Origin of the sequence: Paraburkholderia sp. CNPSo 3281 (genome assembly GCF_024206515.1) — a bacterium.
In the GTDB taxonomy this organism is placed as follows: Bacteria; Pseudomonadota; Gammaproteobacteria; order Burkholderiales; family Burkholderiaceae; genus Paraburkholderia; species Paraburkholderia nodosa.
In genome coordinates this window covers 45,238-68,027 of record NZ_JAMBPS010000030.1, presented here as the reverse complement: position 1 = coordinate 68,027, position 22,790 = coordinate 45,238, and the positions used below count along the sequence as shown (strand labels likewise).

Below are 22,790 nucleotides of genomic sequence, written 5' to 3'. Positions count from 1 at the left end.
TGAATAGTCGAATCGACAACCGATTCTAACCAAAGCCGTCTGCAATTGCGGCGACAAGGCTGTTCGCAATGTTGCACAGGTATTAGATCACGCTCATTGCCCGTTCGCGGCAATGTTAGCGCGCTCACTCTTTTTTGCGGAGCAGCAAATATCGACTGGCGCAGGCGCCGCCATGTTGAATCGCCTGTTTCGTGAAACTCCCTGCCTGGGTGCCCGTTCTGCGGGCGCGGCAGTGGTCGCGCTCGCGGTCGTGCCCGGTGCAATTGGCGCGCTAGCCGGGAACGCGACACTGACTGCGAGACCTCCGCCGGGAGCTTCGTCGAGTGTAACGCGTGCCTCGTGCACGCGCGCGATCTCCGCGACGATCGCGAGACCCAGCCCGTTGCCTTCTACGTTCTGCGTCGATTCGCAGCGGTAGAAGCGCTCGAACACGACTTCGCGCTCGTACCGGGCGATGCCCGGCCCGTTGTCGGTGACCTCGAGCACGGCACAGGTATGGCGCCGCCCCACTCGCACCGTGATGACCGCGCCGTCGCCCGAATAACGGATCGCATTGTCGATCAGGTTGCCGATCAGTTCCTTCAACAGGTCCCCGTGACCCACCAGTTCGACCGCGTGCTGCTGGTCGAAACCGAGATCGATGCCGCGTGATCGCGCCACCGGTGACCAGTCGAGCGTAACGCTGCGCGCGATCTTGTGCAGCAGCACCGGTGCCCGCTTCGCCGCCTGATCGCAGCCGGCATCGAGCCGCGAGAGCGAAAGCAACTGCTGCACTGCCCGCACCGCCTGGCGTACCGCCCGGTTCAGGCGCCGCAGATGCAGGCCGGTGCTGGCGTCGAGGTTGCCGCGCTGAGCCAGTTCCGCTTCCGCCTGAATCACCGCCAACGGGGTCTTCAACTGATGCGCGGCATCGGCAAAAAACCGCCGACGCGATTCCTGCATGCGTCGCGAGCGCGAGATGTACTGATTGATCGCATCGACAAGCGGCATGACTTCGCGTGGCAGGCCCGAAGCCGCCAGTGGCGCGCCGTCGTCCTCGCTGCGCGCCGCGACCTTTGCCGAAAGGCGGTTGAGCGGACGCAGGCCTCGCCCGACGCCGAGCCAGACGATGCCGAGCGCGAGCACGACCAGCAGCCCCTCCTGAAGCAGCGAACCGATCAGGATCTGCTGCGCCAGCGCCTGACGTGGTTCGATGGTTTCGCCAACCATGATCTGGACCATGCGCGTCTGCGCGGCGGGCACATCGTGAATGGGCAAACGCAGTAAGGCCATGCGCAAGGGCACGCCCCGATAGATCGTGTCGTAGAAGTGTGTCGCGAAAGGATCGAGACGGTGCCCCGCAGGCTGTGGCAAGTCTGCGTAGCCGGTGACAGGCCGTGCGTCCTGGCCCGCCTCTTCGCGAATCAGGTAGTAGATCTTGCTGTCGTTGCTGGATTCGAACATCTCCAGCGCGAGATAAGGCAGATCGACATGGACCCGCCCCTCGCGCAGGTGCACCCCCTCGCGGATCGAACGCAGCGAAAACTCGAGCGTGCGGTCGAACGCGGCATGGGCCGACTGCATTGCGCGCTGATAGGTGAGCCACGCATCCAGCGCGAGCAGGCCAAGCAGCGGCAGCAGCAGCCACAGCGACATCCGCATACGCAGATCGGGTGCCCTCAGGCGGGCGTGCATGCCTGCCTCGCTTCGAGCAGATAGCCGAGCCCGCGCAGCGTCACGATCGCCACGGCACTGCCTTCGAGCTTTTTTCTCAGCCGATGCACATAGATTTCGATTGCCTCGGCATTCACCGATTCGTCAATGCCGAAGATCTTCTCCGACAGCGTCTCCTTGTTGATCGCCCGGCCATTGCGCAGGATCAACACTTCGAGCACGGCGCGCTCGCGCGGCGTGAGAGGGAGCGGCTCGCCTTCGAGACTGAAGCCGCGGTCGGCGGCGTCGTAGACGAGTGTTGCGCAGGCCACGCGCAGACAATCCTGCCCCTGGCTGCGTCGTATCAACGCACGCGTACGTGCCTCCAGTTCGCTCAGCTCGAAGGGCTTGGCCAGATAGTCGTCGGCGCCGAAATCGAGTCCCCTCACGCGATCCTCCACCGATCCGTGCGCGGTCAGAATCAGCACCGGTACCGTGTTGCGGCGCGCGCGCAGCCGGCGCAGCACTTCCAGACCGTCGAGCTTGGGCAACCCGAGGTCGAGGATCACGAGCGCGTAGTCCTGGGTGCGCAGCACGTGATCGGCGGACTCGCCGTCATGCATGCAGTCGACCGTCAGACGCGCGCTGGAGAGCGCATCGGTCAGCGAACGGGACAGGATCGGGTTGTCTTCAACAAGCAAAACACGCATCGCCACCCCCAGGGAAATCCATGAGATGAATCATTCGTTTTCCTTCCAGTTTTCGCCCTGGATGAAAGCGTACAGAAAGCATTTAAACCTTACCATTCGCCAACACAAGATAAAAGCCCGTCTTGACCTGGAGGAAGACATGCCGATGTCATTCAAACGCTGTGCCGCTACGCTCGCTCTTGCACTCACCGTCAGCCCGGTCTGGGCGCAGTTTCCTGCCGGATACCCGAGCCACTACCAAGCCTCGGTGGAAGCCGCAAAAAAAGAAGGAAAACTGATCATCTACGCCGCGACGGATGCCGCCATCGCGAAGCCCCTCATCAAGGATTTCGAAAGCCTGTATGGCGTGAAAATCGAATACAACGACATGAACAGCACCGAGCTCTACAACCGCTTCATCAGCGAGAACGCCGCGAGCAGCACGAGCGCCGACGTGCTCTGGAGCTCGGCCATGGACCTGCAGATCAAGCTCGTCAACGACGGTCTGATGGCGACCTACGAGTCGCCCGAGACCCCGCATCTGCCGGTGTGGTCGCAATATCAGAAGCAGGCCTGGGGCACGACCTTCGAGCCCCTCGCGATCGTCTACAACAAACGCCTGATGCCGGCAGGCGAGGTACCGCAGACGCGCGCCGACCTGATCAAGCTGTTACAGACCCAGCCGGCACGCTACCAGGGCAAGGTCACCACGTATGACATCGAGAAATCGGGCACCGGCTTCAACTATCTGACCCAGGATGCACGCGTGAACCCTCAGGTCACGTGGGCACTCGTGCGGGCAATCGGCGCGACCGGTCCGAAGCTGCAGTCGAGTACCGGCGCCATGATGGAGCGCATCTCCTCCGGCGAAAATTTGCTTGGCTACAATATTTTGGGATCCTATGCGTATAGCAAGGCCAAAAAAGATCCATCCATCGGCTATGTCTACCCGAAGGATTACACGCAGGTGGTCAGCCGCCTGCTCACCATTTCGAAGAAGGCCCAGAACCCCAATGCAGCGCGTCTGTGGGTCGACTACGTTCTCTCGAAACGCGGTCAAACGTTGATTGCGAACGAAGCGAACCTCTTCTCGATCCGCGCCGACGTGACCGGCGAGACTTCGATGGCCGGCTTGACCGAACAGCTCGGAGATTCGCTTAAGCCGATTCCGGTCGGTTCCGGCTTGCTCGTCTATCTCGACCAGGCCAAGCGCCTCGAATTTCTCAGGCAATGGCAACAGTCGATCAAGCGCTAGCGCACGCCTGACACGGCGAACGCCGTGAAGCGCCGGGCGCTTCACGGTGCGCTCTCCCTGTTTCCCTTTTCCATATGCGGCCGCGTGCCGCAGGAGGACCCTCATGCTTTCACGACGCGCGCCCATCCCGGCCGCGGTGCCGCTCCATGCCAGGGAGATAAGCGATATTCCGGCGCTGCCCGAGGGGCCGCTGCGCCCCCTGGCTGGCTTGCTACGCTGGCTCGTCATCGCGGTACTGACCGTCGCTGTCGCGCTACCGGTTGCGCTCATCGTGTTCCAGAGTCTGTTGAGCGCCCCCTTCTTTGACGCGAGCCGCACCTTCGGCCTGGCCGGCTTCGCCTTCATCTTTACCGACGCCGATTTCTGGTCGGCCGCGGGCAACTCCTTCACGATCGCGAGCGGCATGCTGTTCATCTCCATTCCGCTCGGCGGCATCCTGGCCTTCCTGATGGTGCGCACCGATCTGGCAGGACGCCGCTGGCTCGAACCGGTCCTGCTCACGCCCATCTTCGTTTCGCCGATGGTGCTCGCCTTCGGTTACGTGATCGCCGCAGGCCCAGCCGGCTTCTACTCGATCTGGTGGAAGCAGTTGACCGGCATGGAGGGCACGCCATGGAACGTGTATTCGGTCTTCGCGATCACCGTGATCGTCGGGTTGACGCACGTGCCGCATGTCTATCTTTATGCCGCGGCGGCCTTGCGCAACCTTGGCTCCGACGTCGAGGAGTCCGCGCGCGTATCGGGCGCCCGGCCGCTGCGCGTGGCCCTCGACGTGAGCCTCCCCATGAGCATGCCCGCGCTGCTCTTTGCCGGCGTACTGGTGTTTTTCCTCGGCTTTGAGGTGTTCGGTCTGCCACTCGTCCTCGGTGACCCCGAAGGGCATCTCGTGCTGGCCACATATCTTTACAAGCTCACCAACAAGCTCGGCGTGCCCTCGTATCACCTGATGGCCGCGGTCGCCGTGTGCATCATCGCCGTGACCTTTCCGCTCGTGCTGCTGCAACGGCATCTGCTCAAGAGCGCCAATCGCTTCGTCGCTCTCAAGGGCAAAGCCACGCGGCAGACCGTGCTGGCACTCGGTACATGGCGTTGGGTCGCGCTCGCCGTCGTCGCGCTCTGGTTGCTGCTCACGATCTTCGTGCCGCTTTCCGGCATCGTGCTGCGAGCATTTGTCACTCACTGGGGCGAAGGCGTGGACCTCGTCGAGACGTTGACTCTCGCGAACTTCTCCGAACTGTTCGAGCACAGCAATCTGGTTCGGGCCATTTTCAACACCTTCGGCATCGGCGTGCTGGGCGGCGCGCTCGCGGTCGGGTTCTACACGCTGGCCGCCTTCGCGGGCCATCGCCAGCATGACTGGGCCGCCCGCCTGCTCGATTACATCGTGCTGCTGCCGCGCGCCGTGCCAGGCCTGCTCGCCGGACTGGCGTTCCTGTGGGTCTTCCTCTTCGTCCCCGGCCTCAAGGAACTCAAGAACTCGATGTGGAGCATCTGGGTGGCCTACACCGTTGTGTGGCTCGCCTACGGCATGCGCCTGATCCAGAGCGCGCTGCTGCAGGTCGGCCCCGAGCTCGAAGAGGCCGGACGCAGCGTCGGCGGCACACGTGCGCGCGTCAGCCTCGACGTCACGCTGCCGCTGGTGCGCTTCGGGCTGCTCGCCGCGTGGCTACTCATTTTCATGATCTTCGAGCGCGAGTATTCGACTGCCGTCTACCTGCTCTCCCCCGGCACCGAGGTCATTGGCGCCCTGCTCGTCTCACTGTGGGCCGCAGGGTCTGTCGATCAAGTCGCCGCCCTTTCCGTCATCAACATCGCAATGGTCGGCGCCGGTCTCGCCGTGGCCTTGCGCTTCGGAGTGAAATTGCATGGATAAGCTCTCGGTTAACGACCTCCATCTGAGTTACGGCGCGCATCCGATCCTCGAGGGCGTCTCGTTCGAACTGAAGGCGGGTGAAGTCGTATGTCTGCTCGGCGCATCGGGCAGCGGCAAAACCACGCTGCTGCGTGCGGTGGCCGGTCTCGAACAGCCCTCATCGGGCCGCATCCAGCTGGACGAACGCGTCTTCTTCGACGGCGCAGCCGGCATCGATCTGCCCGTCGAGCAGCGCTCGCTCGGTCTCGTGTTCCAGTCCTACGCTTTGTGGCCGCACCGCACCGTGGCTGAAAACGTCGGCTACGGGCTCAAGCTGCGTCGCGTGTCGGCCCCGGAGCGCAAGCGTCGGGTTCAGGCCGCGCTCGATCAACTCGGCCTCGGTGCGCTCGCCGCGCGTTATCCCCATCAGTTGTCGGGTGGGCAGCAGCAGCGCGTCGCCATCGCGAGGGCGCTCGTTTACAACCCGCCGGTGATTCTGCTCGACGAACCGCTTTCGAACCTCGACGCGAAGCTTCGTGAGGAAGCTCGCGCATGGCTGCGCGAGCTGATTGTCACGCTCGGCCTCTCGGCGCTATGCGTGACCCACGACCAAACCGAAGCCATGGCGATGTCCGATCGCATCCTGCTGCTACGCAACGGTCGCATCGAACAGGAAGACTCGCCGGCAGACCTCTACGATTCGCCCCGCACGCTGTACGCCGCCGATTTCATGGGTAGCAACAATCGCTTCGAAGGACACGTCTGCGCTGTCGAACCGAGCCATGTTGTATTGAGCGGCGCGGGCTGGACGTTGCGGGCATCCGCACGCGAAGCGCTTACGCCCGGTCAGGCAGTCGAAGCGGTGATCCGGCTCGAGCGTCTTCAGGTTGTCGATGGTCCCGGGCAGAACCGCCTGCGCGCCGAACTCGTCACGTCGATGTTTCTCGGCGATCGCTGGGAATACCTGTTCCATTGCGGCGAACTGCGCTTGCGTGCCTTCGGCGTGCAACCACGCGCCGCCGGCGAGCACTGGCTCGAACTGCCGGCGAACAACTGCTGGGCCTTTGCCCAGGCGGGCTGACAAGGGGCTCGTGCGATTCAAGCTTGTTTGCAGCTGCAGTAACCGTGGGTTGGCGCATGCCGCCACCGGAATCCAACGCAGAAACTGGGAGTAGACAATGAAGTCGCCTATCACAAGAACAACCATGTTGGGTCTATCATGCGCGGGCATCGCCGCCGTCGCGCAGGCGCAATCAACGGTCACCCTCTATGGGATCGTCGATGCGGGCGTCGAATACACGAATCACACCAGCGCAAACGGTGGTTCTGCACGGCTCGTTTCGGGCGGCAAGAATACGTCGCGCTGGGGTCTGCGCGGCGTCGAGGACCTGGGTGGCGGGCTGAAGGCGGTATTCCAGCTCGAAAGCGGCATCAACATCGCGAACGGCACCTTCGACGACGGCCCCGGTGCAATCTTCGACCGGCGCGCTACGGTCGGGCTGAAAAATCGTTTCGGGCAGTTGACGCTCGGGCGCACCTTCACGGTGACGTACGACTACATGCTGCCGTTCGATCCGATGGGCTATGCGCCGAACTATTCATGGGCGACATCGTCGAGCGCGACGGGCGGCCGCAAAGACGGTCTGTTCACCCGCTCGGCCAACGCCGTGCGCTACGACGGCGAATTCTCCGGGATCAAGCTGGGCGCGCTGTATGGGTTCGGCAATGTGCCGGGGAGCATGAAGACGAGTTCGAAATACGACTTCGCGCTCGGCTACGCCGGCGGTCCGTTCGCTGCCGTGGTCACCTACGATCGACAAAACGGCGCGGCGGACAGCGTCACGCCCGTCGATCAGACCCGCTACATTCAGGGCATCCACGCTGGTCTTTCATACGAATTCGGCGCGGCGAAGGCGATGGCCGGTTACCGGAATTATCGCAAGACATTCAGTACTGCGGCGGCAACGCTGCAAAGTGATATGTACTGGATCGGCGGCTCGTACGATTTCAACCCGTACTTCACGCTGCTCGGCGCGATCTATCATCAGAACATCAAAGGAGCGAGCGACGCCGATCCGACGCTGTTCTCGCTGCGCGGGCAATACTCGCTTTCCAAACGGACGCTGCTCTATGTCTCCGGCGGATATGCGATGGCTCAGCACGGTCAGAAGGTGGGCTTGTCGCGCGACCTCGTCGGTGCGGCCGACACGCAAACAGGGATGACGGCTGGCGTTCAGCATCGGTTCTGAGTGCTATCTGGCGCAAGTACGAAGCCCCTGGGTAGCCCAAGACGATGATGCGATGCGGCAGAACCGGTGTCTGTCTCACTTGCGCACGGGCGGCTGGGGATTGTTGGCCGGGTTCGTATCGAACCGGTTCACGCTTTCGATGCCCACCCGGCCAGCGAGGGCCGAGAGCCGCGCATACAGCCCGTCGGCGCTTTCCCGGTCGTAGACATCTTCGCCGCTAACGTACACCGCAAACGACGTCAGGTACTTCGCCTTTTTCCCGGGATTGGCGATCGTGTCTTTCGTCCATTGATACAGCGGATAGCGGTCTCGCCCGGCACGCTCCGCCTCTTCCACATAATCGGCGAATGCGTCGAACTGGCACTTCAAAGCGGCGTTGTACTCGCGCAAGACGGCTTCAAGCAAGTCGCGACCCTCATAGGGGCTGCTCGCCCGCAGCGCATCGGCCACCGCGGGCACGACGGTGATGCGGACCTGGAATTGCCATGTTTCTGGCATGGTGCCTCCTGTGCTGACGAACAGCATAACCGCTCAGGCGGCCACAACCGCCGCTCATGGCTATTCTCGTGGGGAATTAGCCTTATGAAGGATCTGCGAATTATCGCTTCCCTATGTGGCCACTACGATCTCCCTGTCACTCATCACCCGGCAGAAGATTTCCATGTCCACACTCGCAGGCAAAGCCTCCGTCATTAGCGGCACAGCAACAACTGGCACCGGTTTGAGCCATCCAACGCTGTTCACGCCGATACAAGTCGGCAACCTGACATTGGCCAACCGGATCGTAATCGCCCCGATGGCCCAGTACTCGGCCGAAGACGGGCAGATGAACGATTGGCACCTGATTCATCTCGGCCAGCTGGCGCTTTCAGGTGCGGCGGCGCTGACCATCGAGGGGACGGCGGTCACGCCCGAGGGGCGCACGAGCTATGGCGACGTGGGGCTCTATTCGGACGAGTGCGAAACTTCCATGGCGCGCGTGCTGCGGGGCATTCGGCGCTGGTCTGACACGCCGATTGGCATCCAGCTCAACCATGCTGGCCGAAAACGGTCTCGGCAGAAATTATGGGACGGCGGCGCACAGATTCCTCATGGTCACGCAAATGGCTGGAACACCCACGGCCCATCCCCGGTCGCTTTCGCGGCCGGTGAGACACCACCCGCCGCCCTGGACCGCGACGGTCTGGCCGCCATTCGCGATGCCTTCGCGGCCGCCGCGCAACGCGCCTCCCGGCTCGACCTGAACTTCGTTCAAATCCTCGGTGGGCACGGCTATCTGCTCCATCAATTTCTCTCGCCGCTCTCGAACCACCGGGACGACGAGTACGGCGGCTCGTTGGAAAACCGGATGCGCTTTCCACTCGAGGTCTTCGAAGCCGTGCGAGACGCGTTTTCGCATGATCGCCCCGTGACGATGCGGATCTCCGCGACTGACTGGGTGGACGGCGGGTGGTCCGTGCACGACGCGATCGCTTTTGTCCGCGCATTGGAGGCCAGAGGCTGTGCCGCGATCAATGTCTCGAGCGGCGGCTCGAATCCAGCCGCGCAAATTCCGGTCGGGCCCGGCTATCAGGTTCCCTTCGCGCGTGCCGTAAAGCAGGCGACGACGCTCCCTGTCATCGCCGTTGGAATGATCACCGAGTTCGAACAAGCCGAATCCATCCTCAGCGCGGGAGACGCCGATCTGATCGCGCTGGCCCGAGCCGTGCTCTTCGACCCGCGCTGGCCCTGGCACGCTGCCGCTCACTTCGTGGCGCGAGTCAAGGCGCCGCAGCAGTATCTTCGCGCTCAACCCAGTGGGCTGCCAAAGGTGTTCGTCTGAATCCGTCTTGTCGATGTCCGGAGGGCTGGGCCGTCTCAGTGTGAGCTGCCTAACTGCTCCTCGATCGTCCGCGTCAATGGCGATTCCACGCGTCCCGTGTGCATCGTCTGCACGGGCTCGATCAGCACGATCCAGCATTCGTCCTCTGCGACTGGATTGTGCAGCGTGCCGCGCGGCACGACGTGCATCGAACCCGCCGGCAGGTCGACGACACGCCCGCCTTCATACTCGATCTTCAGATGGCCGCGCACGACGAAGAACAGTTCGTCCTCGTGCTCGTGGTCGTGCCACACGAGCTGCCCGCGGACTTTGGCAACCTTCACGTATTGATCGTTGACCTGGGCGACGACTTTCGGCGACCAGTAATCGGACACGTCGGCGAACGCGGTTTCAAGATCGAACGATTCGGCAAACGGATGAACAGGCATCGTTATCTCCATGCTGGAATGACGGATGCGGCGAGCAGCACGCCCATCGCAAGATTGAGGATGCGCCAGTGGCGCGGCGTGCGAAAGAGCCGGGCGAGCAGCACGCCGAGCGCGCACCACAGCGCGAGCGAGACGCACGCCGCCACGCCGAACGTGGCGCCGAGCAGCAGCGCGAGTCGGTTCGGACTGCTTGCGAGCAGCGCGAACGACGCCGCCGCGCCGACCGTCATCGCCCAGCTTTTCGGGTTGAGCCAGAGCAACAGGAAACCGTTGACGAGCGTGATGGGGTGCGCGGGGCCGTTGCCTGCGTTCGGCGGCCCGCTGCGCGCGATGCGCCACGCGAGCCAGAGTAGATACGCGGAGCCAACTGCCTTGACGGCCGTTTGCAGCGACGGCAGCGCGAGCAGCAGACCGCCCAGCCCGAACCCGGCGACGGCGGCGAGCACGGCCAGGCCGATCGCGATGCCGAGCATCAGCGGAATCGAACGCGCGAAGCCGAAGCGCGCGCCCGAAGCGGTGGCGAGTGTGGTTGCGCCGCCGGGTGTCACGGTCGCAATGACGACAAACAGGAGAAGCGGCAGGATCGAGGTCATCGGTGCAGAGTCAGGTGAATGAAACTTGCACTGTACGGATCGCCGACGCTTCATCAAAGGCAATAATTCTGATGCGATCCATTACGCGGCATAATGCGTCAATGAGCCGAAACCTCGACCTCGATCTGATCCGCACCTTCGTTGCCGTCGCCGATAGCGGCAGCATGACGGTCGCCGCGAATCTGCTGCATATGACGCAAGGCGCCGTGAGCCAGCAGGTGAAGCGTCTCGAAGAGGTGCTGGATTGCCAGCTGTTCGTGCGCAAGACGCGCAAGCTGGAGCTGTCGCGCCATGGCGAGCCATTTCTCGTGAAGGCGCGCCAGCTGCTGCAGCTGAACGACGAAATCTGGGCCGACATGACCGGTCGATCACTGCGCGGCAGCCTGCGCGTGGGCGTGCCCTACGATCTCGTGACACCGCTCGCGCCTGCGATGAAGGCGTTTGCCGATGCGCATCCGCAAGTGGAGATTTCGCTCGTGTGTGCGGCGTCGCCGGAATTGAGCGAAGCGGTGCACAGCGGCCGCGTGGATATATCGCTGGTCGAATATGTCGCGAACGAAGCCGAAGGCGAAGTGGTCCGCATCGAGCCGTTGGTGTGGGTCAGGGGGCGCGGCAGCGATGCCTGGCAAAAGCGGCCGCTGCCGCTTTCGATGGTGGACGAGCGATGTGCCTTCCGGCCGGTCGTACTCGGCGCGCTCGCAGACGAGGGCATTGCGTGGCGCACGGTCTTCGAGAGCGGCAACATCGAGGCGACCGCCGCGACGGTGCGTGCGGGCCTCGCGATCACGGCCTGGCTCGCCTCCACGGTGCCGGCCGACCTCGAGACGCTCGCGCCTCGAGCAACCAGCTTGCCCGCGCTGCCGCCGTTCGCGATCTGTCTGCGCTTGCCCGCAACGGTTCAGCCCGCGGCGCAGGAATTCGCGCGCCACGTGCGCGAATCGATGTCGAACGACGCAGGCGCTCGACGCGCGCAGCTTGCGAGCATTGCGTGACGTCGTGCATTCGAAGCCGTCGCGCTTCTACACGCGCTGCGGCAGCGCAGCCGCAAAGAAGTCGGTGATCCGGCGCACGCGCGCAGGCACGAAACGACGCCTCGGCCAGACGATACTGACGTCACGGGCGTCCCCAATGAAGTCGTCCAGCACGGTGACGATGTCGGGATGCTTGAGTTCATCGGTCAGCGAGAGCTTCGCGAAGAGGCCGATTCCCACACCCGCGAGCACGGCCGACCGGATCGTCTCGACGCTATTCGACGACAGGTTGCCTCGCACCGGTACGCTGAACCGGCCTTGCGGCCCATGAAACGGCCAGTTCGCCGATTCCATCAGACCGCCGTAGACGAGGCAATTGTGCCCGGCGAGATCCGCAGGATCTTTCGGTGTGCCGTGTTGCTCGAAATAGCGGCGCGATCCCACGCAGACCAGCGGGGTGCTGGCGATTTTCCTCACGACCGAATCCGGATCGTTGACGGTTCCCACCCGAATCGCGAGATCGATTCGATCTTCCACCATATCGCGGACGAAATCCGACAACACGAGATCGACCCGAAGCCCAGGATGGCGCGACAGCAGTTCGGGAATGAGCGGAAGAACGTGCAGCCGGCCGAACGTCGAGGCGGCGGCGATGCGGACGAGTCCCGAGACATCGAGCGTGCTGCTGCTCAGCTCATTGTCGGCTACCTCGATCTCGTCCAGCAACGGCTTGGTGCGCTCGTAGTATTTCTGCCCCTGATCCGTCAGGGTCACGCTGCGTGTGCTTCGGTTCAATAGCAGCACGCCCAGGCGCTTTTCCAGCGCGCCGATCGCCTTGCTGATGGCGGACTGTGAATCGCCGGTTCTACGCGCGGCGGCGGAAAAGCCACCCGCTTCGACAACGGCGATGAAGGCGTTCAGTTCGTGAAACCGATCCATTGCATGTCTCTCGTGAGACCCATTCTCTGGAAGAATAAATCTCATGATAACTCCGCTAATTATCATTCGTGGGGGCGGCAATTACGATGTCACTACCGTTCACCAACAGGCAGAAGCTTCCCATGTCCACTCTCACAGGCAAGATTGCCGTCATTAGCGGCGCAACGACGGGTATCGGCTTGGCGATCGCCCAGCGGTTCGTCGCCGAAGGCGCTCACGTCTTTATCTTCGGCCGTCGGCGAGGCCAGCTTGACGAGGCCGTCAAACTGATCGGACGCAACGTTACCGCGATCCAGGCCGACGCTGCGAATCTCGATGACCTCGACCGCGTCGCCGCAGCAGTCAGGGACAAAACGGGTGTCGTCGACATCATCGTGTCGAACGCGGGCTTTACCGAGCAGGCTTCGATCGACACCATCACGCCGGAGCATTTCGACAAGGCATTCAACCTCATGGCGCGCGGCCCCGTATTTCTGGTGCAGAAGCTGCTGCCGATGATGACGGGGGGTGGATCGATCGTGCTGGTTTCTTCGGCCATGCACGTCATGGGCATTCCCGGGCACACCGCCTACGCGGCGACCAAGGCGGCGTTGCGTTCCTATGCGCGCACCTGGGCCGCCGAATTCAAGGATCGCGGCATTCGCGTCAACATGCTCAGCCCTGGCGTCACCGACACGCCGATTCTCGACGCCCAGTCGGCGACACGCGAGGATCTGGTGAGCATGTACCAAAGCATGGTTCCGCTCGGTCGACTTGCCCGGGCCGAGGAGATGGCCAGCGCGGCACTCTTTCTCGCCTCCGAACAGAGTTCCTATATGACGGGCGCGGATTTGATGAATGACGGCGGCATCGGCCAGGTCTGAGGCCGAGGCACGCAGTCCGTCAATGTGATTGTTCTGTTATTCAGGAAGCCGAATGAAGAGTTCAATGAGCTACGCAATCATCGGGCTTGGCAAGATCGGCACGGCCATCGCTCAGGCATTCGCCGATCAGGGCATCAAGGTAGCCGTGGCAGGCAGGCGGCCGGTCGACTCACTCGCAGCGCAGATTGGGCCGTCGCAAAGGCGTTTGCGGGCGCCAAGCTGGTGAAGGCCTTCAACCACCTGCCCGCAGCCACGCTGGCGCAGGGGCCAACGACGCCGCATGGCGGCCGGCGGGTTGTGTTCGTCGCTAGCGAAGACGACGCAGCTAGCGCTTCGGTGTCGGCCCTCGTCGACCGGCTCGGGTTCGCGCCGGTCGAACTCGGGAAGATCGGCGAGGGCGGTCTCCTCATCCAGGCACGCGGCAACACGTGGGCCCAGCTGGTTTTCCAGGATCTGGTCAAGTTCGACTGACCGGCCGCGGCTATCTCGCTTCCGACGATGGCGCTTTCGTGGCGGGCATAGCGTTGCTGGTGGACGGACGCTACCCGTTCGCCATGCGGGACCACGGCTCACTGTATCGAGTCCGGCTGGGCCCGCAGCTTGTCCTTGATTGCAGTCAGGCAGTTCGTGAACTGGGTGCGAAGCCCCACGGAGTTGCCGCTCGGTGCGGCAAGGCTGTCGGTTGTCACAGTCCATCCGTCAGCCGTACGCGAAACATCGAGTTCGAAGTACTCGGCCGATTCGCTATCGAGGACCACCGACTCGCGAAAACTGCCCTTCGCCGAACGAACCACCGCCTCGCAGCCCTGCTGGAGCCGGGCTGGGGCATGAGCGGACAAACCGGGTGAGCCGTCGCGAAAGGGGACTGCGCCGTACATGCGGAACGCCTCGAACTGCGCTGGCATTGCGGCCGTGACGAACTGGATGTCCGAATCCGAAACGGCGTCTCCGCATCCCGCCAGGATGCCGACAAAAGCTGCGAGCGTGATGCGAGCGCAATGACTCCGGAAAGTGATTGTGTGGTTCCGGGCTACCCGTGGTCTTTGCGCAAACGTTAGCGTTCTCATCTCCAACGGGCCAGTCTCGATGTAAGAATCAGTATTACGGCGTGCGTTATGCATATATTTATCGAGGTTAACCCTGGCATTGCGCGTGTCGAGTCGACGAGTGGGGCAATGCATGCGTGTATCGACGCGATTCGAATGACGTCAACGGATCGCTTTTCCGCCGTTGCGTGAACCGTGCGATCGAGGTCACTCGACTGGCCCAGATGGGTTCGAGAGCGGACGCCGAACGTCTAGGCGAGCAGCAGCAAGGCGTCCGCGAGCGAGAGTACCGTGGTGCGCGAATCGAATGCGGTGGAGAACAGATGTTCATGTACCACCGGATCTGGGTCGTAGCAGCAGTCCTTGACCGTGTACAGGCGGAAGTCCGCGTCGCTCGCATACGCGACCGACGACAGCACAACGCCGGTCGATGCAATGCCGACCATAATCAGCGAATCGACACCTTGTGCGAGAAGTCGCGCCTGCAAATCGGTGCCGAAGAACACGCTGGCCCGGTGCGCAACGATGACCGGTTCGCAAGTCCGCTGGCCCAGCTCCGGCGAGGTCTGGTCGTCGACGAAGAGACCGAGTTGCTTGATTCCCTGGCCATTCCTGTTCAATGGGCTGACTTCCGGATAGCCCGGACTGAAGCGGAGGTTGGCGAAATAAACGCCGACGCCTTTGGTCCGCGCCGCGTCGCAGAGCTTGCGCGTATTGGCAAGCAAGGCCGGCGCGACCGAGGGGAAGAGCCCGAGAATGTCGGTCTGATAGTGCATGACGAGAAGCGCGGTTTGCGCCGGCGCGATTGCCACCGCACCATCTAACGCGTTTTCCTGATTCACGGCTGCCCCCCACTCAATATCCGCTGGCAATACTACCGCCTCCATTCCATTCACGGCCGGTCGCGCGGAGAAAGAACCGCATTCCTCGGCTCGAGGTTGACGAACTCATATCTCTGACTAAAGTCAGAGATATGAGTTCGTCAGCCATTCCCCAGATTCGTCGCTTTAACCGCATCGTCGCTGAAAGCATCGGCGCTATCGACGATCATTTCCTCGGACGAGGCCGCCCGATGGGTGAATCGCGCCTGCTGTGGGAGATTGGTGTCGAAGGGGCGGATATTCGTACGCTTCGCGCGCGGCTAAGTCTTGATTCGGGTTATGTCAGCCGTACCCTGGCGTCGCTTGAGCGGCAAAAACTTGTCGCTGTCCTCACTGATTCGAACGACCGCCGGGTTCGCCGGGCCTGCCTGACCGAGGAGGGCCTCATCGAAAGGGCCGAACTCGAACGGCTCTCCGACGCGGTCGCTTTACGCGTGCTCGAACCTCTCGGCGACAAGCAGCGTCGGCGACTGATCGAAGCCATGTCTGAGGTCGAGCGTTTGCTACAGGCATCGCTCGTGCATTTTGCGCTTGAGAACCCTGATAGCGATGACGCGCGCTGGTGTTTTGAACAGTATTTCGGCGAACTCGACCAGCGCTTTGAAGCAGGATTCGACCCGTCCATGAGCCTGTCGGCAGATGCTCTCGAACTGACGGCGCCCGCAGGTGCGTTAATCGTCGCGAGACTCCATGGAGACCCGATCGGCTGCGTCGCGCTGAAGTTTCACAAGAAGTCCCCGGCCGAACTCAAGAGAATGTGGGTGAGTCCTTCCGCGCGCGGCATGGGCGTCGGCCGCCGGTTGATTGCCGAGGCGGAGAAACGTGCCCGGCAGGCCAAAGCGCGCGTTATCCGTCTAGAGACGAATCGAACTCTGCGTGAGGCGATATCGCTATACAGGCAATCAGGATTCGTCGAAGTCGATGCATTCAACGCCGAACCGTATGCCCATCACTGGTTTGAAAAGCGTCTGGCCTGAACGGCCGCAACGCTTTGCACTACGGACTTTCGATTGTCGCTGATGATCGTCTCATGCAGGTTGCGGATTCACCCCGCGCGCCGCCCCTCCACCACGCGCGTTGCGCGCGCAACATCCATCACCGCGAGCCGGATCGCGTCGATCAGCGCGCGTGCCGCAGGCGAGGGCGAGCCCTGCGCGCGCAGCGTAAGCCCGATATCGCGGCGCGTGTGCTGCAGCGGCACGTCGAGAATCACCAACTGCCCCGATTCGATTTCGTAGTGCAACTGCTGCGCCGAGAGCGCCGTGATCATGTCCGTGCCGAGCAGCAGCCCGCGAATCACGGCGAGATCGGCGGTTTCGACGGTGGGCAGGGGCGGCTTGAGCTTCACGCGGCGGAACTGCGCTTCGAGCAGCCCGCGCGAGGGCGAATGCGTGCGCGAAAGTATCCACTGCGCATCACGCAGATCGTTCAGTGTGAGGCCGTGCTTTTTCGCGAGCGGATGATCGCGCCGCGCGAGCACGATCATGTCCTCCGACATCAATCGTTCGTTGCCCAGGCCGCTTGCCGCATCGTTTTCCCGCAGCGCGCCGAGCACGAAGTCCACGTCGCCCGCGCGCAGGCCCGCCACGAGCAGTTCATAAGCGCTTTCGTCGGTCACCACGCGCACGCCCGGATGCTGCGCGGAAAGGCGCGCGATGGCGGCCGGCAGGATCAGCGTGCGGCCCAAAGGCAGCGCACCCACCGTCACCGCGCCCTGGATATTGCCGTGCAGCGCCGCGATATCGTCGGGCACGTGGCGCAGTTCGTTGAGCGCGCGCCGCACGTGCAGCAGGAAGGTCTCGCCCTCGGCCGTGAGCAGCACGCCGCGCGGCCCGCGATGGAAGAGCGTGACACCCGAGCCGCTTTCGAGCACGCGCATGGCGCTGCTCACGGCGGGCTGGCTGATGCCGAATGCATTAGCCGTGCTCGGCATATGGCGGTGCCGCGCGAGAGCAACGAATAGCTGCAGCCGCCGGGTGTTGAGCAGATACGCGGGCAGCGTGCCTTCGCTCAACGCGCGCCGGCGCGCCTGGCGCGCGGCGCACCACTGCGCGAGTTCTTCCAGTTCGCCGAAAATGCGCGCGCAGCGCTCGAGCACCACGCGGCCCACGGCCGTGGGCAGCATGCCCGAGGGCTTGCGCTCGAAGAGCGGCGCGCCCAGCGCCGTCTCCAGTTCCTGCACCGAGCGCGTGACGGCCGATTGCGCGCGATACAGGGCCGAAGCGGCGCGCGTGGCGCTGCCTGTGTCGGCAACGAGGCGAAAAGCACGCAGATGCGCGAGGTTCAGAAGTTCGGGCTGGCTCACGGCTCGATCATGTCGTTTTGGGTGGGATACGCGCCGTGTCTCATGCGGCGACCGTGGCAATCGTGCCAACTGCGGCGGCGACGTTGTCGGCCGCGCTCAGATGCAGCCGGTCGACCGAGAGATTGAGGCTCTCCTTCGAAATATGCGTGTGCTCTTTCATTAGCGCCTCGACGCGCGCGCCTTCGCCGTTCACGAGCGCGCCGACGATGGCGTGATGCTGGCGGTGCGCATACGACAGCATCATGAACTGGCGCTGCTGCGCGGCCTTGTCGAACACCACCGTGCCCGGCGAGACGAATGGAATCTTGTCGTTGAGCCCGAGCGCGGCGCTCACCGCAAGATTGTGCGCCGCTTGCACAATCAGTGCGTGGAAGCGGCCGTTCATCGCGGCGTAGCGCGTTTCCGCTTCGCTGTCGAGCACGCCGGCCGCGAAAATCGCGTCGCCTTCGCGCAGGCAGTCTTCGAGCGCGCGGGCGAGCGCCGCGTCCACGCCGCGCTCGGCAACCGTGCGTGCGGCGAGCCCTTCGAGTACGCCGCGCACGTCGATGGCGTTGAGCACGTCGGTCACCGAAAAGCGCCGCACGGTGTAGCCGCGCGCGCCCGAGCGCTCGACGAGGCCTTCGGTCGCGAGCACACTCAGCGCATAGCGCAGCGGCGTGCGCGAAATGCCGAGTCGCTCGGCGAGCTGCGCCTCGACGAGCCGCTCGCCGGGCTCGAGTTCGCCGGAGAGGATGCGCGTGCGCAGCGCCTGCACGATGGTTTGCTGGGTCGTCCCGTTCATGTCTTGCGTGAATCGCCACGGGCGAGGCGCGCGGCGTATGGCGCGCGTGGCCCTTGCGAGTTCGTTCTTTTGATATCTGTTTCGTTTATGAGGGGGGTGCCGGGCCGGATCGGCCGCAGTTCCCGCAATGGTGTTTCAGGATACCAAAAACCGTTGCGGCGCGCGGGTTTGCGCGATCGGCCGAGTGTGCGCAAGCGCGCACAAGCCTTGAATTCATGAGGGAAAGGGAAAAATTCGTGGTTAACCCTTGCTTACGGTTCGGGCGGCATTTTTGTAATTTCGTATCCCAAGTGCTGGATCGAAGGCGTCCGTCGACGCATCCGGTCCAGCGCGGCGCGAGTGCGCCGCATGAACAGCAGCAGAGGGCAAGATCATGGCAAGAATAGTGGGCGGCATCGGCACATCGCACGTGCCGACAATCGGCATGGCATACGACAAGGGCAAGCAGAACGAACCCGCGTGGGCGCCGCTCTTCCAGGGGTACGAACCGGTGGCGCAGTGGCTCGCCGGGCGCAAGCCGGACGCGCTCGTGATGTTCTACAACGACCACGCCAACAGCTTCTTCTTCGACTGCTACCCGACGTTCGCGCTGGGCGTTTCCGCCAGGCACGAGTTCGCCGACGAAGGCGCGGGCAAGCGGGCGCTGCCGGACATCGCGGGCCACCCCGATCTCGCGATCCATATCGCCGAGCAACTCGTACACGACGAGTTCGATCTCACGATCTTCCAGGACAAGCCGCTCGACCACGGCTGCAACTCGCCGCTTTCGCTCATGCTGCCGCACGAAGGCGGCTGGCCCGCGGCGCTGGTGCCGATCCAGGTGAACGTGCTCCAGTATCCGCTGCCCACGGCCAACCGCTGCTACCGGATCGGCCAGGCGCTGCGCCGCGCGATCGAATCGTTCGAGCAGGATCTCGACGTGGTGGTGGTCGGCACGGGCGGGCTTTCGCACCAGGTGCACGGCGAGCGTAGCGGCTACAACAACACCGAATGGGACATGGAGTTCCTCGACCTGATCGTCGACGATCCGGAGCGCCTCGCACGCATGAAGCACGTGGACTACGTGCGCCTCGGCGGCGCGGAAAGCGTGGAGACGATCATGTGGCTCGCCATGCGCGGGGCGCTGGGCGGCAAGCTCCGCGAAGTCCATCGCAATTACTATCTCGCGACCAGCACGGCGATGGCGGTCACGGTGTACGAGGAAGAGGGCCAGCAATGAATCCGCAACTGGTTGGCATCGAGGAACTGACGGGCACGTACCCCTTCGACATTCGCCAGAGCATGAAGGCCATGCGCCTGAATCGCTTCTTCTGGGAAATGCGCCTGCCGCAAGCGCGCGAACTGTGGCTGCGCGACCGCAAGGCCGCCTACGACGCCGCCGCGCTCACCAGCGAGGAGCGCGCGCTCGTCGACGCAACGGACTGGCTCGGCCTCATTCAATACGGCGTGTGCTTCTTCGTGCTCGAGAAGTTCGCGCGCGTGGTGAAGATCACGAATCTCGGCATGTACGCGAGTATGCGCGGCGAAACCCTCGAAGCGTTCCTGAAGACGCGCAAGGTGCCCGACGCGGTCTGAGCGTTTGCCTGACCGGTTGATGTCCTGAATCGCTTTTGCGTTCGGGCGGGCGCTTCGCCCACTCGAACGCGTTTGACCCGCGCGGCCCCACATGCCGCGCGCTTCTCGTGCGGCTCGCCGGATCTCGGGGCGGCGAGAGCGCTACCCTTCGATGCTCGAATAAACAGGTTTGTTCAAAACAGGAGACTTGGAGAATGCAGGATCATAAGCAGTACAAAAAGATTGCATTGGCGATTACGGGGGCCATCGGTGTGATGGCGTGTGCTGCACCGGCGTTCGCGCAAAGCAGCGTGACGCTCTACGGCATGATGGACACGGGCATTACCTACGTGAGCAACCAGGGCGGCAAGCACAACGTCAAGATGGACGACGGCGTGAACGGCCCGAACCTCTGGGGCATGACCGGCACGGAAGACCTGGGCGGCGGCACGAAGGCCTTCTTCCAGCTCGTCAACCAGTTCCAGGTGGACAACGGCGCCTTCATGCCGAACAAGAGTCTCTTCAGCCGTACGTCGATTCTGGGTCTGAGCAACGACAAGCTGGGCAAGCTCACGCTCGGTAACCAGTACGACTTCATGACGGACTCGCTGTATTTCGCGGGCGACGATCCGGCGGAACTCTCGGGCCACTTCTACGATTTCCGCGCGGGTCCGTTCCAGAAGCTCGCGCTGCCGAACAACCCGACCGGGTCGTTCGACTGGGACCGCATGGCTGGCGAAACCGTCAACAACTCGGTGAAGTATCTGTCGCCGACGTTCGGCGGTTTCAGCGCGGGCGCGATGTACAGCTTCGGTGGCGTGGCCGGTTCGATCGGCACGGCCAACGGCACGAGCTTCGCGCTGAACTACTCGGCGCATGAGTTCGGCGTGAACGCGGCTTATACGAACCTCAAGACGGTCGTGACGGGCGAAGGCGACGTGAGCGTGCGTAACTGGGGTATCGGCGCGCACTACCGTTTCGGCGGCTGGATCACGAACGCGCTCTTCACCACCGTGCACAACTCGGCCAACGGCGGCTCGGTGTATCAGGGCTCGGTGGGCGCGCACTACAACTTCACGCCTGCACTCAGCGCCGGCGCGTCGTACATGTACATGAAGGGCAACGACGTGGTCGACAACAATCACGCGCACCAGGTCGCGGCGATCGTCGATTACGCGCTTTCCAAGCGCACAAGCGTGTACGTGCTGGGCGTGTACCAGCGCGCCAGCTCGGGCGGTCTTGCGCAGATCAACGGCATGAACTCCTCGGATGGCGCTTCGAGCGGTCAGAGCCAGGCGGTTGCGCGCGTGGGCCTGCATACGCACTTCTAATGCACCGCTAGCTTCATCATCTCCGGTAGTTGTTTGACGCCGCCCGATCGACCGATCGGGCGGCGTTTTTTTCATGGTGCGCATCCTTTCACGAAAGGCGAGCGAATTGGGCAAAATAGCGCCAGTCGAAACAGCACTCGCGTGACGAGGAAGGAAGTTTCATGACGGATACGGTGGATTGCGTCGTGATCGGCGCGGGCGTGGTCGGTCTCGCGGTGGCGCGCGCGTGCGCGCAGCAGGGCTGGGAAACGGTCCTCGTCGAGGGCGAGAACGCCATCGGCACGGGCACCAGCTCGCGCAACAGCGAAGTGATACACGCGGGCATTTACTACCCGCAAGGCTCGCTCAAGGCGCGGCTGTGCGTGCAAGGCAAGCACAAGCTCTACGCGTATTGCGAAGAGAGGGGCGTGGAATTCAGCCGTTGCGGCAAGTTCATCGTCGCGACGCACGAAGGGCAACTCGACGCGCTGCGTGCGATTCGCGCGGCGGCGGCCGCCAACGGCGTGGACGACTTGCGCTGGCTCGACCGCGGCGAGGCGCGCTCACGGGAACCCGCGCTCGAGTGCGTGGCGGCGCTCGAATCGCCCTCCACGGGCATCGTCGACAGCCACGGGTTGATGCTCGCGCTGCAGGGCGACTTCGAAGCGGCGGGCGGCATGCTCGCGTTTTGCTCGCCGGTCACGGGCGGCCTCGCGCGGCCGGGCCAGCCGACGCTCCTGAAGGTAGGCGGCGACGAGCCGATGGAATTGCTCGCCACGCGCGTGGTGAACAGCGCGGGCCTTTACGCGCAGCCGGTCGCGGCTTGCATCGAAGGCGTGCCGGCGCAATCGATCCCGCCGGGGCGCTACGCGAAGGGCAATTACTACTCGCTTGCGGGCGCGGCGCCGTTTTCGCGGCTCATCTATCCGGTGCCGGAGGAAGGGGGGCTGGGCGTGCACCTGACGATCGACCTTGGCCACCAGGCACGCTTCGGTCCCGACGTGGAGTGGATCGACACGATCGACTACACCGTGGACCCGGGCCGCGCGGCGAAATTCTACGAGGCGATTCGCACCTACTGGCCCGCGCTGCCTGACGACGCGCTGCAACCGGGTTATGCTGGCATTCGCCCGAAGCTGGCCGCGGGCAAGCATGGCGGCGACTTCGTGATCCAGGACGCGCGCGAGCATGGCGTGAGCGGGCTCGTGAACCTCTACGGCATCGAGTCGCCGGGGCTGACGGCTTCGCTCGCGATTGCGGACGAAGTGATCGACCGGCTGAACACACACTGACTGCACTAGCGAATCACAAGGAGAACAGGATGGTCTACGAGATGGCGCACATCACGGTGAGCGCAGGCAAGAACGCCGAATTCGAGGCAAACGTGGCGCAGGCGCTGCCGCTCTTTCACCGCGCGCGCGGCTGCCGCAGCGTGGAACTGCAGCGCGGCGTGGAAGAGCCGAACCAGTATGTGCTCGTCGTGCAGTGGGATACCGTCGAGGATCACATGGTGCACTTTCGCGAGTCGGATGACTTTCAGGAATGGCGCCGCCTCGTCGGTCCGTACTTCGAGAAGCCGCCTGTCGTGGGGCACACGCAGGTCGTCGTGAAGTGACAGGC

23 protein-coding genes and 1 pseudogene are annotated in these 22,790 nt (G+C 63.5%); 14 read left to right on the top strand and 10 right to left on the bottom strand.

Annotated elements, in window-relative coordinates:
- Positions 1–93: 93 nt before the first annotated feature.
- Together M3I56_RS25565 and M3I56_RS25560 are read right to left on the bottom strand one after the other, a co-directional pair.
- Positions 94–1,662 carry a sensor histidine kinase gene (locus tag M3I56_RS25565; RefSeq protein ID WP_254356320.1) on the bottom strand — a complete coding sequence of 523 codons (1,569 nt, stop codon included), beginning with the start codon at positions 1,660–1,662 and terminating at the stop codon, positions 94–96.
- Complete coding sequence (locus tag M3I56_RS25560; protein ID WP_254356293.1) at positions 1,659–2,342, bottom strand: response regulator; 684 nt, start codon at positions 2,340–2,342, stop codon at positions 1,659–1,661. Before M3I56_RS25560 ends, M3I56_RS25565 begins: the two co-directional genes overlap by 4 nt.
- 145 nt (positions 2,343–2,487) lie before the next feature.
- Here M3I56_RS25560 and M3I56_RS25555 point away from each other — a divergent pair, with 145 nt between their 5' ends.
- The 4 genes from M3I56_RS25555 to M3I56_RS25540 all read left to right on the top strand — a co-directional run bounded on the left by M3I56_RS25555 (position 2,488) and on the right by M3I56_RS25540 (position 7,677).
- Positions 2,488–3,576 (top strand): ABC transporter substrate-binding protein, encoded by a 1,089-nt coding sequence (locus M3I56_RS25555; RefSeq protein ID WP_375541789.1) that lies wholly within the window; start codon positions 2,488–2,490, stop codon positions 3,574–3,576.
- 124 nt (positions 3,577–3,700) lie between these two features.
- Entirely contained in the window at positions 3,701–5,449 is a 1,749-nt protein-coding gene (locus M3I56_RS25550) for an ABC transporter permease (protein ID WP_375541788.1), read from the top strand.
- A complete protein-coding gene (locus tag M3I56_RS25545) occupies positions 5,442–6,509 on the top strand; it encodes an ABC transporter ATP-binding protein (RefSeq protein ID WP_254356291.1) in 1,068 nt (355 codons plus the stop codon). Before M3I56_RS25550 ends, M3I56_RS25545 begins: the two co-directional genes overlap by 8 nt.
- Positions 6,510–6,606: 97 nt before the next feature.
- Complete coding sequence (locus M3I56_RS25540; RefSeq protein WP_254356290.1) at positions 6,607–7,677, top strand: porin; 1,071 nt, start codon at positions 6,607–6,609, stop codon at positions 7,675–7,677.
- A gap of 75 nt (positions 7,678–7,752) precedes the next feature.
- Here the strand turns inward: M3I56_RS25540 and M3I56_RS25535 are convergent, their stop codons facing one another.
- Positions 7,753–8,175 (bottom strand): hypothetical protein, encoded by a 423-nt coding sequence (locus M3I56_RS25535; protein ID WP_254356318.1) that lies wholly within the window; start codon positions 8,173–8,175, stop codon positions 7,753–7,755.
- 223 nt (positions 8,176–8,398) lie between these two features.
- Here M3I56_RS25535 and M3I56_RS25530 point away from each other — a divergent pair, with 223 nt between their 5' ends.
- Positions 8,399–9,499: an NADH:flavin oxidoreductase/NADH oxidase gene (locus tag M3I56_RS25530; protein WP_254356317.1), complete on the top strand. Its 1,101-nt coding sequence runs from the start codon at positions 8,399–8,401 to the stop codon at positions 9,497–9,499.
- Between the two features lie 35 nt (positions 9,500–9,534).
- Here the strand turns inward: M3I56_RS25530 and M3I56_RS25525 are convergent, their stop codons facing one another.
- Together M3I56_RS25525 and M3I56_RS25520 are read right to left on the bottom strand one after the other, a co-directional pair.
- Positions 9,535–9,927: a cupin domain-containing protein gene (locus M3I56_RS25525; protein WP_254356289.1), complete on the bottom strand. Its 393-nt coding sequence runs from the start codon at positions 9,925–9,927 to the stop codon at positions 9,535–9,537.
- A gap of 2 nt (positions 9,928–9,929) precedes the next feature.
- Positions 9,930–10,520, bottom strand: a complete 591-nt coding sequence (locus M3I56_RS25520; RefSeq protein ID WP_254356288.1) for a LysE family translocator — start codon at positions 10,518–10,520, stop codon at positions 9,930–9,932.
- A 101-nt stretch (positions 10,521–10,621) separates the two neighbouring features.
- On the opposite strand from M3I56_RS25520, the gene M3I56_RS25515 reads away from it, so the two are divergent.
- Entirely contained in the window at positions 10,622–11,512 is an 891-nt protein-coding gene (locus M3I56_RS25515) for a LysR substrate-binding domain-containing protein (protein WP_254356287.1), read from the top strand.
- A 27-nt stretch (positions 11,513–11,539) separates the two neighbouring features.
- Here the strand turns inward: M3I56_RS25515 and M3I56_RS25510 are convergent, their stop codons facing one another.
- The gene (locus M3I56_RS25510; RefSeq protein ID WP_254356286.1) at positions 11,540–12,430 is read right to left on the bottom strand and encodes a LysR family transcriptional regulator; all 891 of its coding nucleotides are present in this window, start codon (positions 12,428–12,430) and stop codon (positions 11,540–11,542) included.
- Between the two features lie 122 nt (positions 12,431–12,552).
- Between M3I56_RS25510 and M3I56_RS25505 the strand changes: the two genes are divergently transcribed.
- Together M3I56_RS25505 and M3I56_RS25500 are read left to right on the top strand one after the other, a co-directional pair.
- Positions 12,553–13,293 (top strand): SDR family oxidoreductase, encoded by a 741-nt coding sequence (locus tag M3I56_RS25505; RefSeq protein WP_309249183.1) that lies wholly within the window; start codon positions 12,553–12,555, stop codon positions 13,291–13,293.
- A gap of 64 nt (positions 13,294–13,357) precedes the next feature.
- A pseudogene (locus M3I56_RS25500) lies at positions 13,358–13,764 on the top strand (NAD(P)-binding domain-containing protein).
- Positions 13,765–13,862: 98 nt separating this feature from the next.
- Here M3I56_RS25500 and M3I56_RS25495 read toward each other — a convergent pair.
- Entirely contained in the window at positions 13,863–14,171 is a 309-nt protein-coding gene (locus M3I56_RS25495; protein ID WP_254356284.1) for a hypothetical protein, read from the bottom strand.
- A 419-nt stretch (positions 14,172–14,590) separates the two neighbouring features.
- Positions 14,591–15,181 carry an isochorismatase family cysteine hydrolase gene (locus M3I56_RS25490; RefSeq protein ID WP_309249182.1) on the bottom strand — a complete coding sequence of 197 codons (591 nt, stop codon included), beginning with the start codon at positions 15,179–15,181 and terminating at the stop codon, positions 14,591–14,593.
- A gap of 131 nt (positions 15,182–15,312) precedes the next feature.
- On the opposite strand from M3I56_RS25490, the gene M3I56_RS25485 reads away from it, so the two are divergent.
- Positions 15,313–16,197 carry a helix-turn-helix domain-containing GNAT family N-acetyltransferase gene (locus M3I56_RS25485; protein ID WP_254356283.1) on the top strand — a complete coding sequence of 295 codons (885 nt, stop codon included), beginning with the start codon at positions 15,313–15,315 and terminating at the stop codon, positions 16,195–16,197.
- A gap of 68 nt (positions 16,198–16,265) precedes the next feature.
- On the opposite strand, the gene M3I56_RS25480 is transcribed toward M3I56_RS25485, so the two are convergent.
- Together M3I56_RS25480 and M3I56_RS25475 are read right to left on the bottom strand one after the other, a co-directional pair.
- Complete coding sequence (locus M3I56_RS25480; protein WP_254356282.1) at positions 16,266–17,525, bottom strand: LysR family transcriptional regulator; 1,260 nt, start codon at positions 17,523–17,525, stop codon at positions 16,266–16,268.
- A 40-nt stretch (positions 17,526–17,565) separates the two neighbouring features.
- Positions 17,566–18,306 carry a GntR family transcriptional regulator gene (locus tag M3I56_RS25475; RefSeq protein ID WP_254356281.1) on the bottom strand — a complete coding sequence of 247 codons (741 nt, stop codon included), beginning with the start codon at positions 18,304–18,306 and terminating at the stop codon, positions 17,566–17,568.
- 373 nt (positions 18,307–18,679) lie between these two features.
- Here M3I56_RS25475 and M3I56_RS25470 point away from each other — a divergent pair, with 373 nt between their 5' ends.
- From M3I56_RS25470 to M3I56_RS25450, 5 genes are all read left to right on the top strand, one after another.
- On the top strand, positions 18,680–19,525 hold the full coding sequence (locus M3I56_RS25470) for a gallate dioxygenase (protein ID WP_254356280.1): 846 nt from the start codon (positions 18,680–18,682) through the stop codon (positions 19,523–19,525).
- Positions 19,522–19,881, top strand: coding sequence for a protocatechuate 3,4-dioxygenase (locus M3I56_RS25465; RefSeq protein WP_028202458.1), 360 nt, complete (start codon positions 19,522–19,524; stop codon positions 19,879–19,881). Before M3I56_RS25470 ends, M3I56_RS25465 begins: the two co-directional genes overlap by 4 nt.
- A gap of 194 nt (positions 19,882–20,075) precedes the next feature.
- The gene (locus tag M3I56_RS25460; protein WP_375541786.1) at positions 20,076–21,191 is read left to right on the top strand and encodes a porin; all 1,116 of its coding nucleotides are present in this window, start codon (positions 20,076–20,078) and stop codon (positions 21,189–21,191) included.
- A gap of 161 nt (positions 21,192–21,352) precedes the next feature.
- Positions 21,353–22,462 (top strand): NAD(P)/FAD-dependent oxidoreductase, encoded by a 1,110-nt coding sequence (locus M3I56_RS25455; protein WP_254356279.1) that lies wholly within the window; start codon positions 21,353–21,355, stop codon positions 22,460–22,462.
- Between the two features lie 29 nt (positions 22,463–22,491).
- Positions 22,492–22,785, top strand: coding sequence for an antibiotic biosynthesis monooxygenase (locus M3I56_RS25450; RefSeq protein WP_028202455.1), 294 nt, complete (start codon positions 22,492–22,494; stop codon positions 22,783–22,785).
- Positions 22,786–22,790 lie beyond the last annotated feature (5 nt).

Excerpts from the sequence above, each read along its gene's own strand:
- M3I56_RS25540 (WP_254356290.1), top strand. The coding sequence starts at position 6,607 with ATGAAGTCGCCTATCACAAGAACAACCATGTTGGGTCTATCATGCGCG.
- M3I56_RS25455 (WP_254356279.1), top strand. The coding sequence starts at position 21,353 with ATGACGGATACGGTGGATTGCGTCGTGATCGGCGCGGGCGTGGTCGGT.
- M3I56_RS25510 (WP_254356286.1), bottom strand. The coding sequence starts at position 12,430 with ATGGATCGGTTTCACGAACTGAACGCCTTCATCGCCGTTGTCGAAGCG.
- M3I56_RS25555 (WP_375541789.1), top strand. The coding sequence starts at position 2,488 with ATGTCATTCAAACGCTGTGCCGCTACGCTCGCTCTTGCACTCACCGTC.
- M3I56_RS25520 (WP_254356288.1), bottom strand. The coding sequence starts at position 10,520 with ATGACCTCGATCCTGCCGCTTCTCCTGTTTGTCGTCATTGCGACCGTG.
- M3I56_RS25465 (WP_028202458.1), top strand. The coding sequence starts at position 19,522 with ATGAATCCGCAACTGGTTGGCATCGAGGAACTGACGGGCACGTACCCC.
- M3I56_RS25485 (WP_254356283.1), top strand. The coding sequence starts at position 15,313 with ATGAGTTCGTCAGCCATTCCCCAGATTCGTCGCTTTAACCGCATCGTC.
- M3I56_RS25505 (WP_309249183.1), top strand. The coding sequence starts at position 12,553 with ATGTCCACTCTCACAGGCAAGATTGCCGTCATTAGCGGCGCAACGACG.
- M3I56_RS25515 (WP_254356287.1), top strand. The coding sequence starts at position 10,622 with ATGAGCCGAAACCTCGACCTCGATCTGATCCGCACCTTCGTTGCCGTC.
- M3I56_RS25475 (WP_254356281.1), bottom strand. The coding sequence starts at position 18,306 with ATGAACGGGACGACCCAGCAAACCATCGTGCAGGCGCTGCGCACGCGC.
- M3I56_RS25545 (WP_254356291.1), top strand. The coding sequence starts at position 5,442 with ATGGATAAGCTCTCGGTTAACGACCTCCATCTGAGTTACGGCGCGCAT.
- M3I56_RS25535 (WP_254356318.1), bottom strand. The coding sequence starts at position 8,175 with ATGCCAGAAACATGGCAATTCCAGGTCCGCATCACCGTCGTGCCCGCG.
- M3I56_RS25560 (WP_254356293.1), bottom strand. The coding sequence starts at position 2,342 with ATGCGTGTTTTGCTTGTTGAAGACAACCCGATCCTGTCCCGTTCGCTG.
- M3I56_RS25460 (WP_375541786.1), top strand. The coding sequence starts at position 20,076 with ATGCAGGATCATAAGCAGTACAAAAAGATTGCATTGGCGATTACGGGG.
- M3I56_RS25450 (WP_028202455.1), top strand. The coding sequence starts at position 22,492 with ATGGTCTACGAGATGGCGCACATCACGGTGAGCGCAGGCAAGAACGCC.
- M3I56_RS25470 (WP_254356280.1), top strand. The coding sequence starts at position 18,680 with ATGGCAAGAATAGTGGGCGGCATCGGCACATCGCACGTGCCGACAATC.
- M3I56_RS25495 (WP_254356284.1), bottom strand. The coding sequence starts at position 14,171 with ATGTACGGCGCAGTCCCCTTTCGCGACGGCTCACCCGGTTTGTCCGCT.
- M3I56_RS25525 (WP_254356289.1), bottom strand. The coding sequence starts at position 9,927 with ATGCCTGTTCATCCGTTTGCCGAATCGTTCGATCTTGAAACCGCGTTC.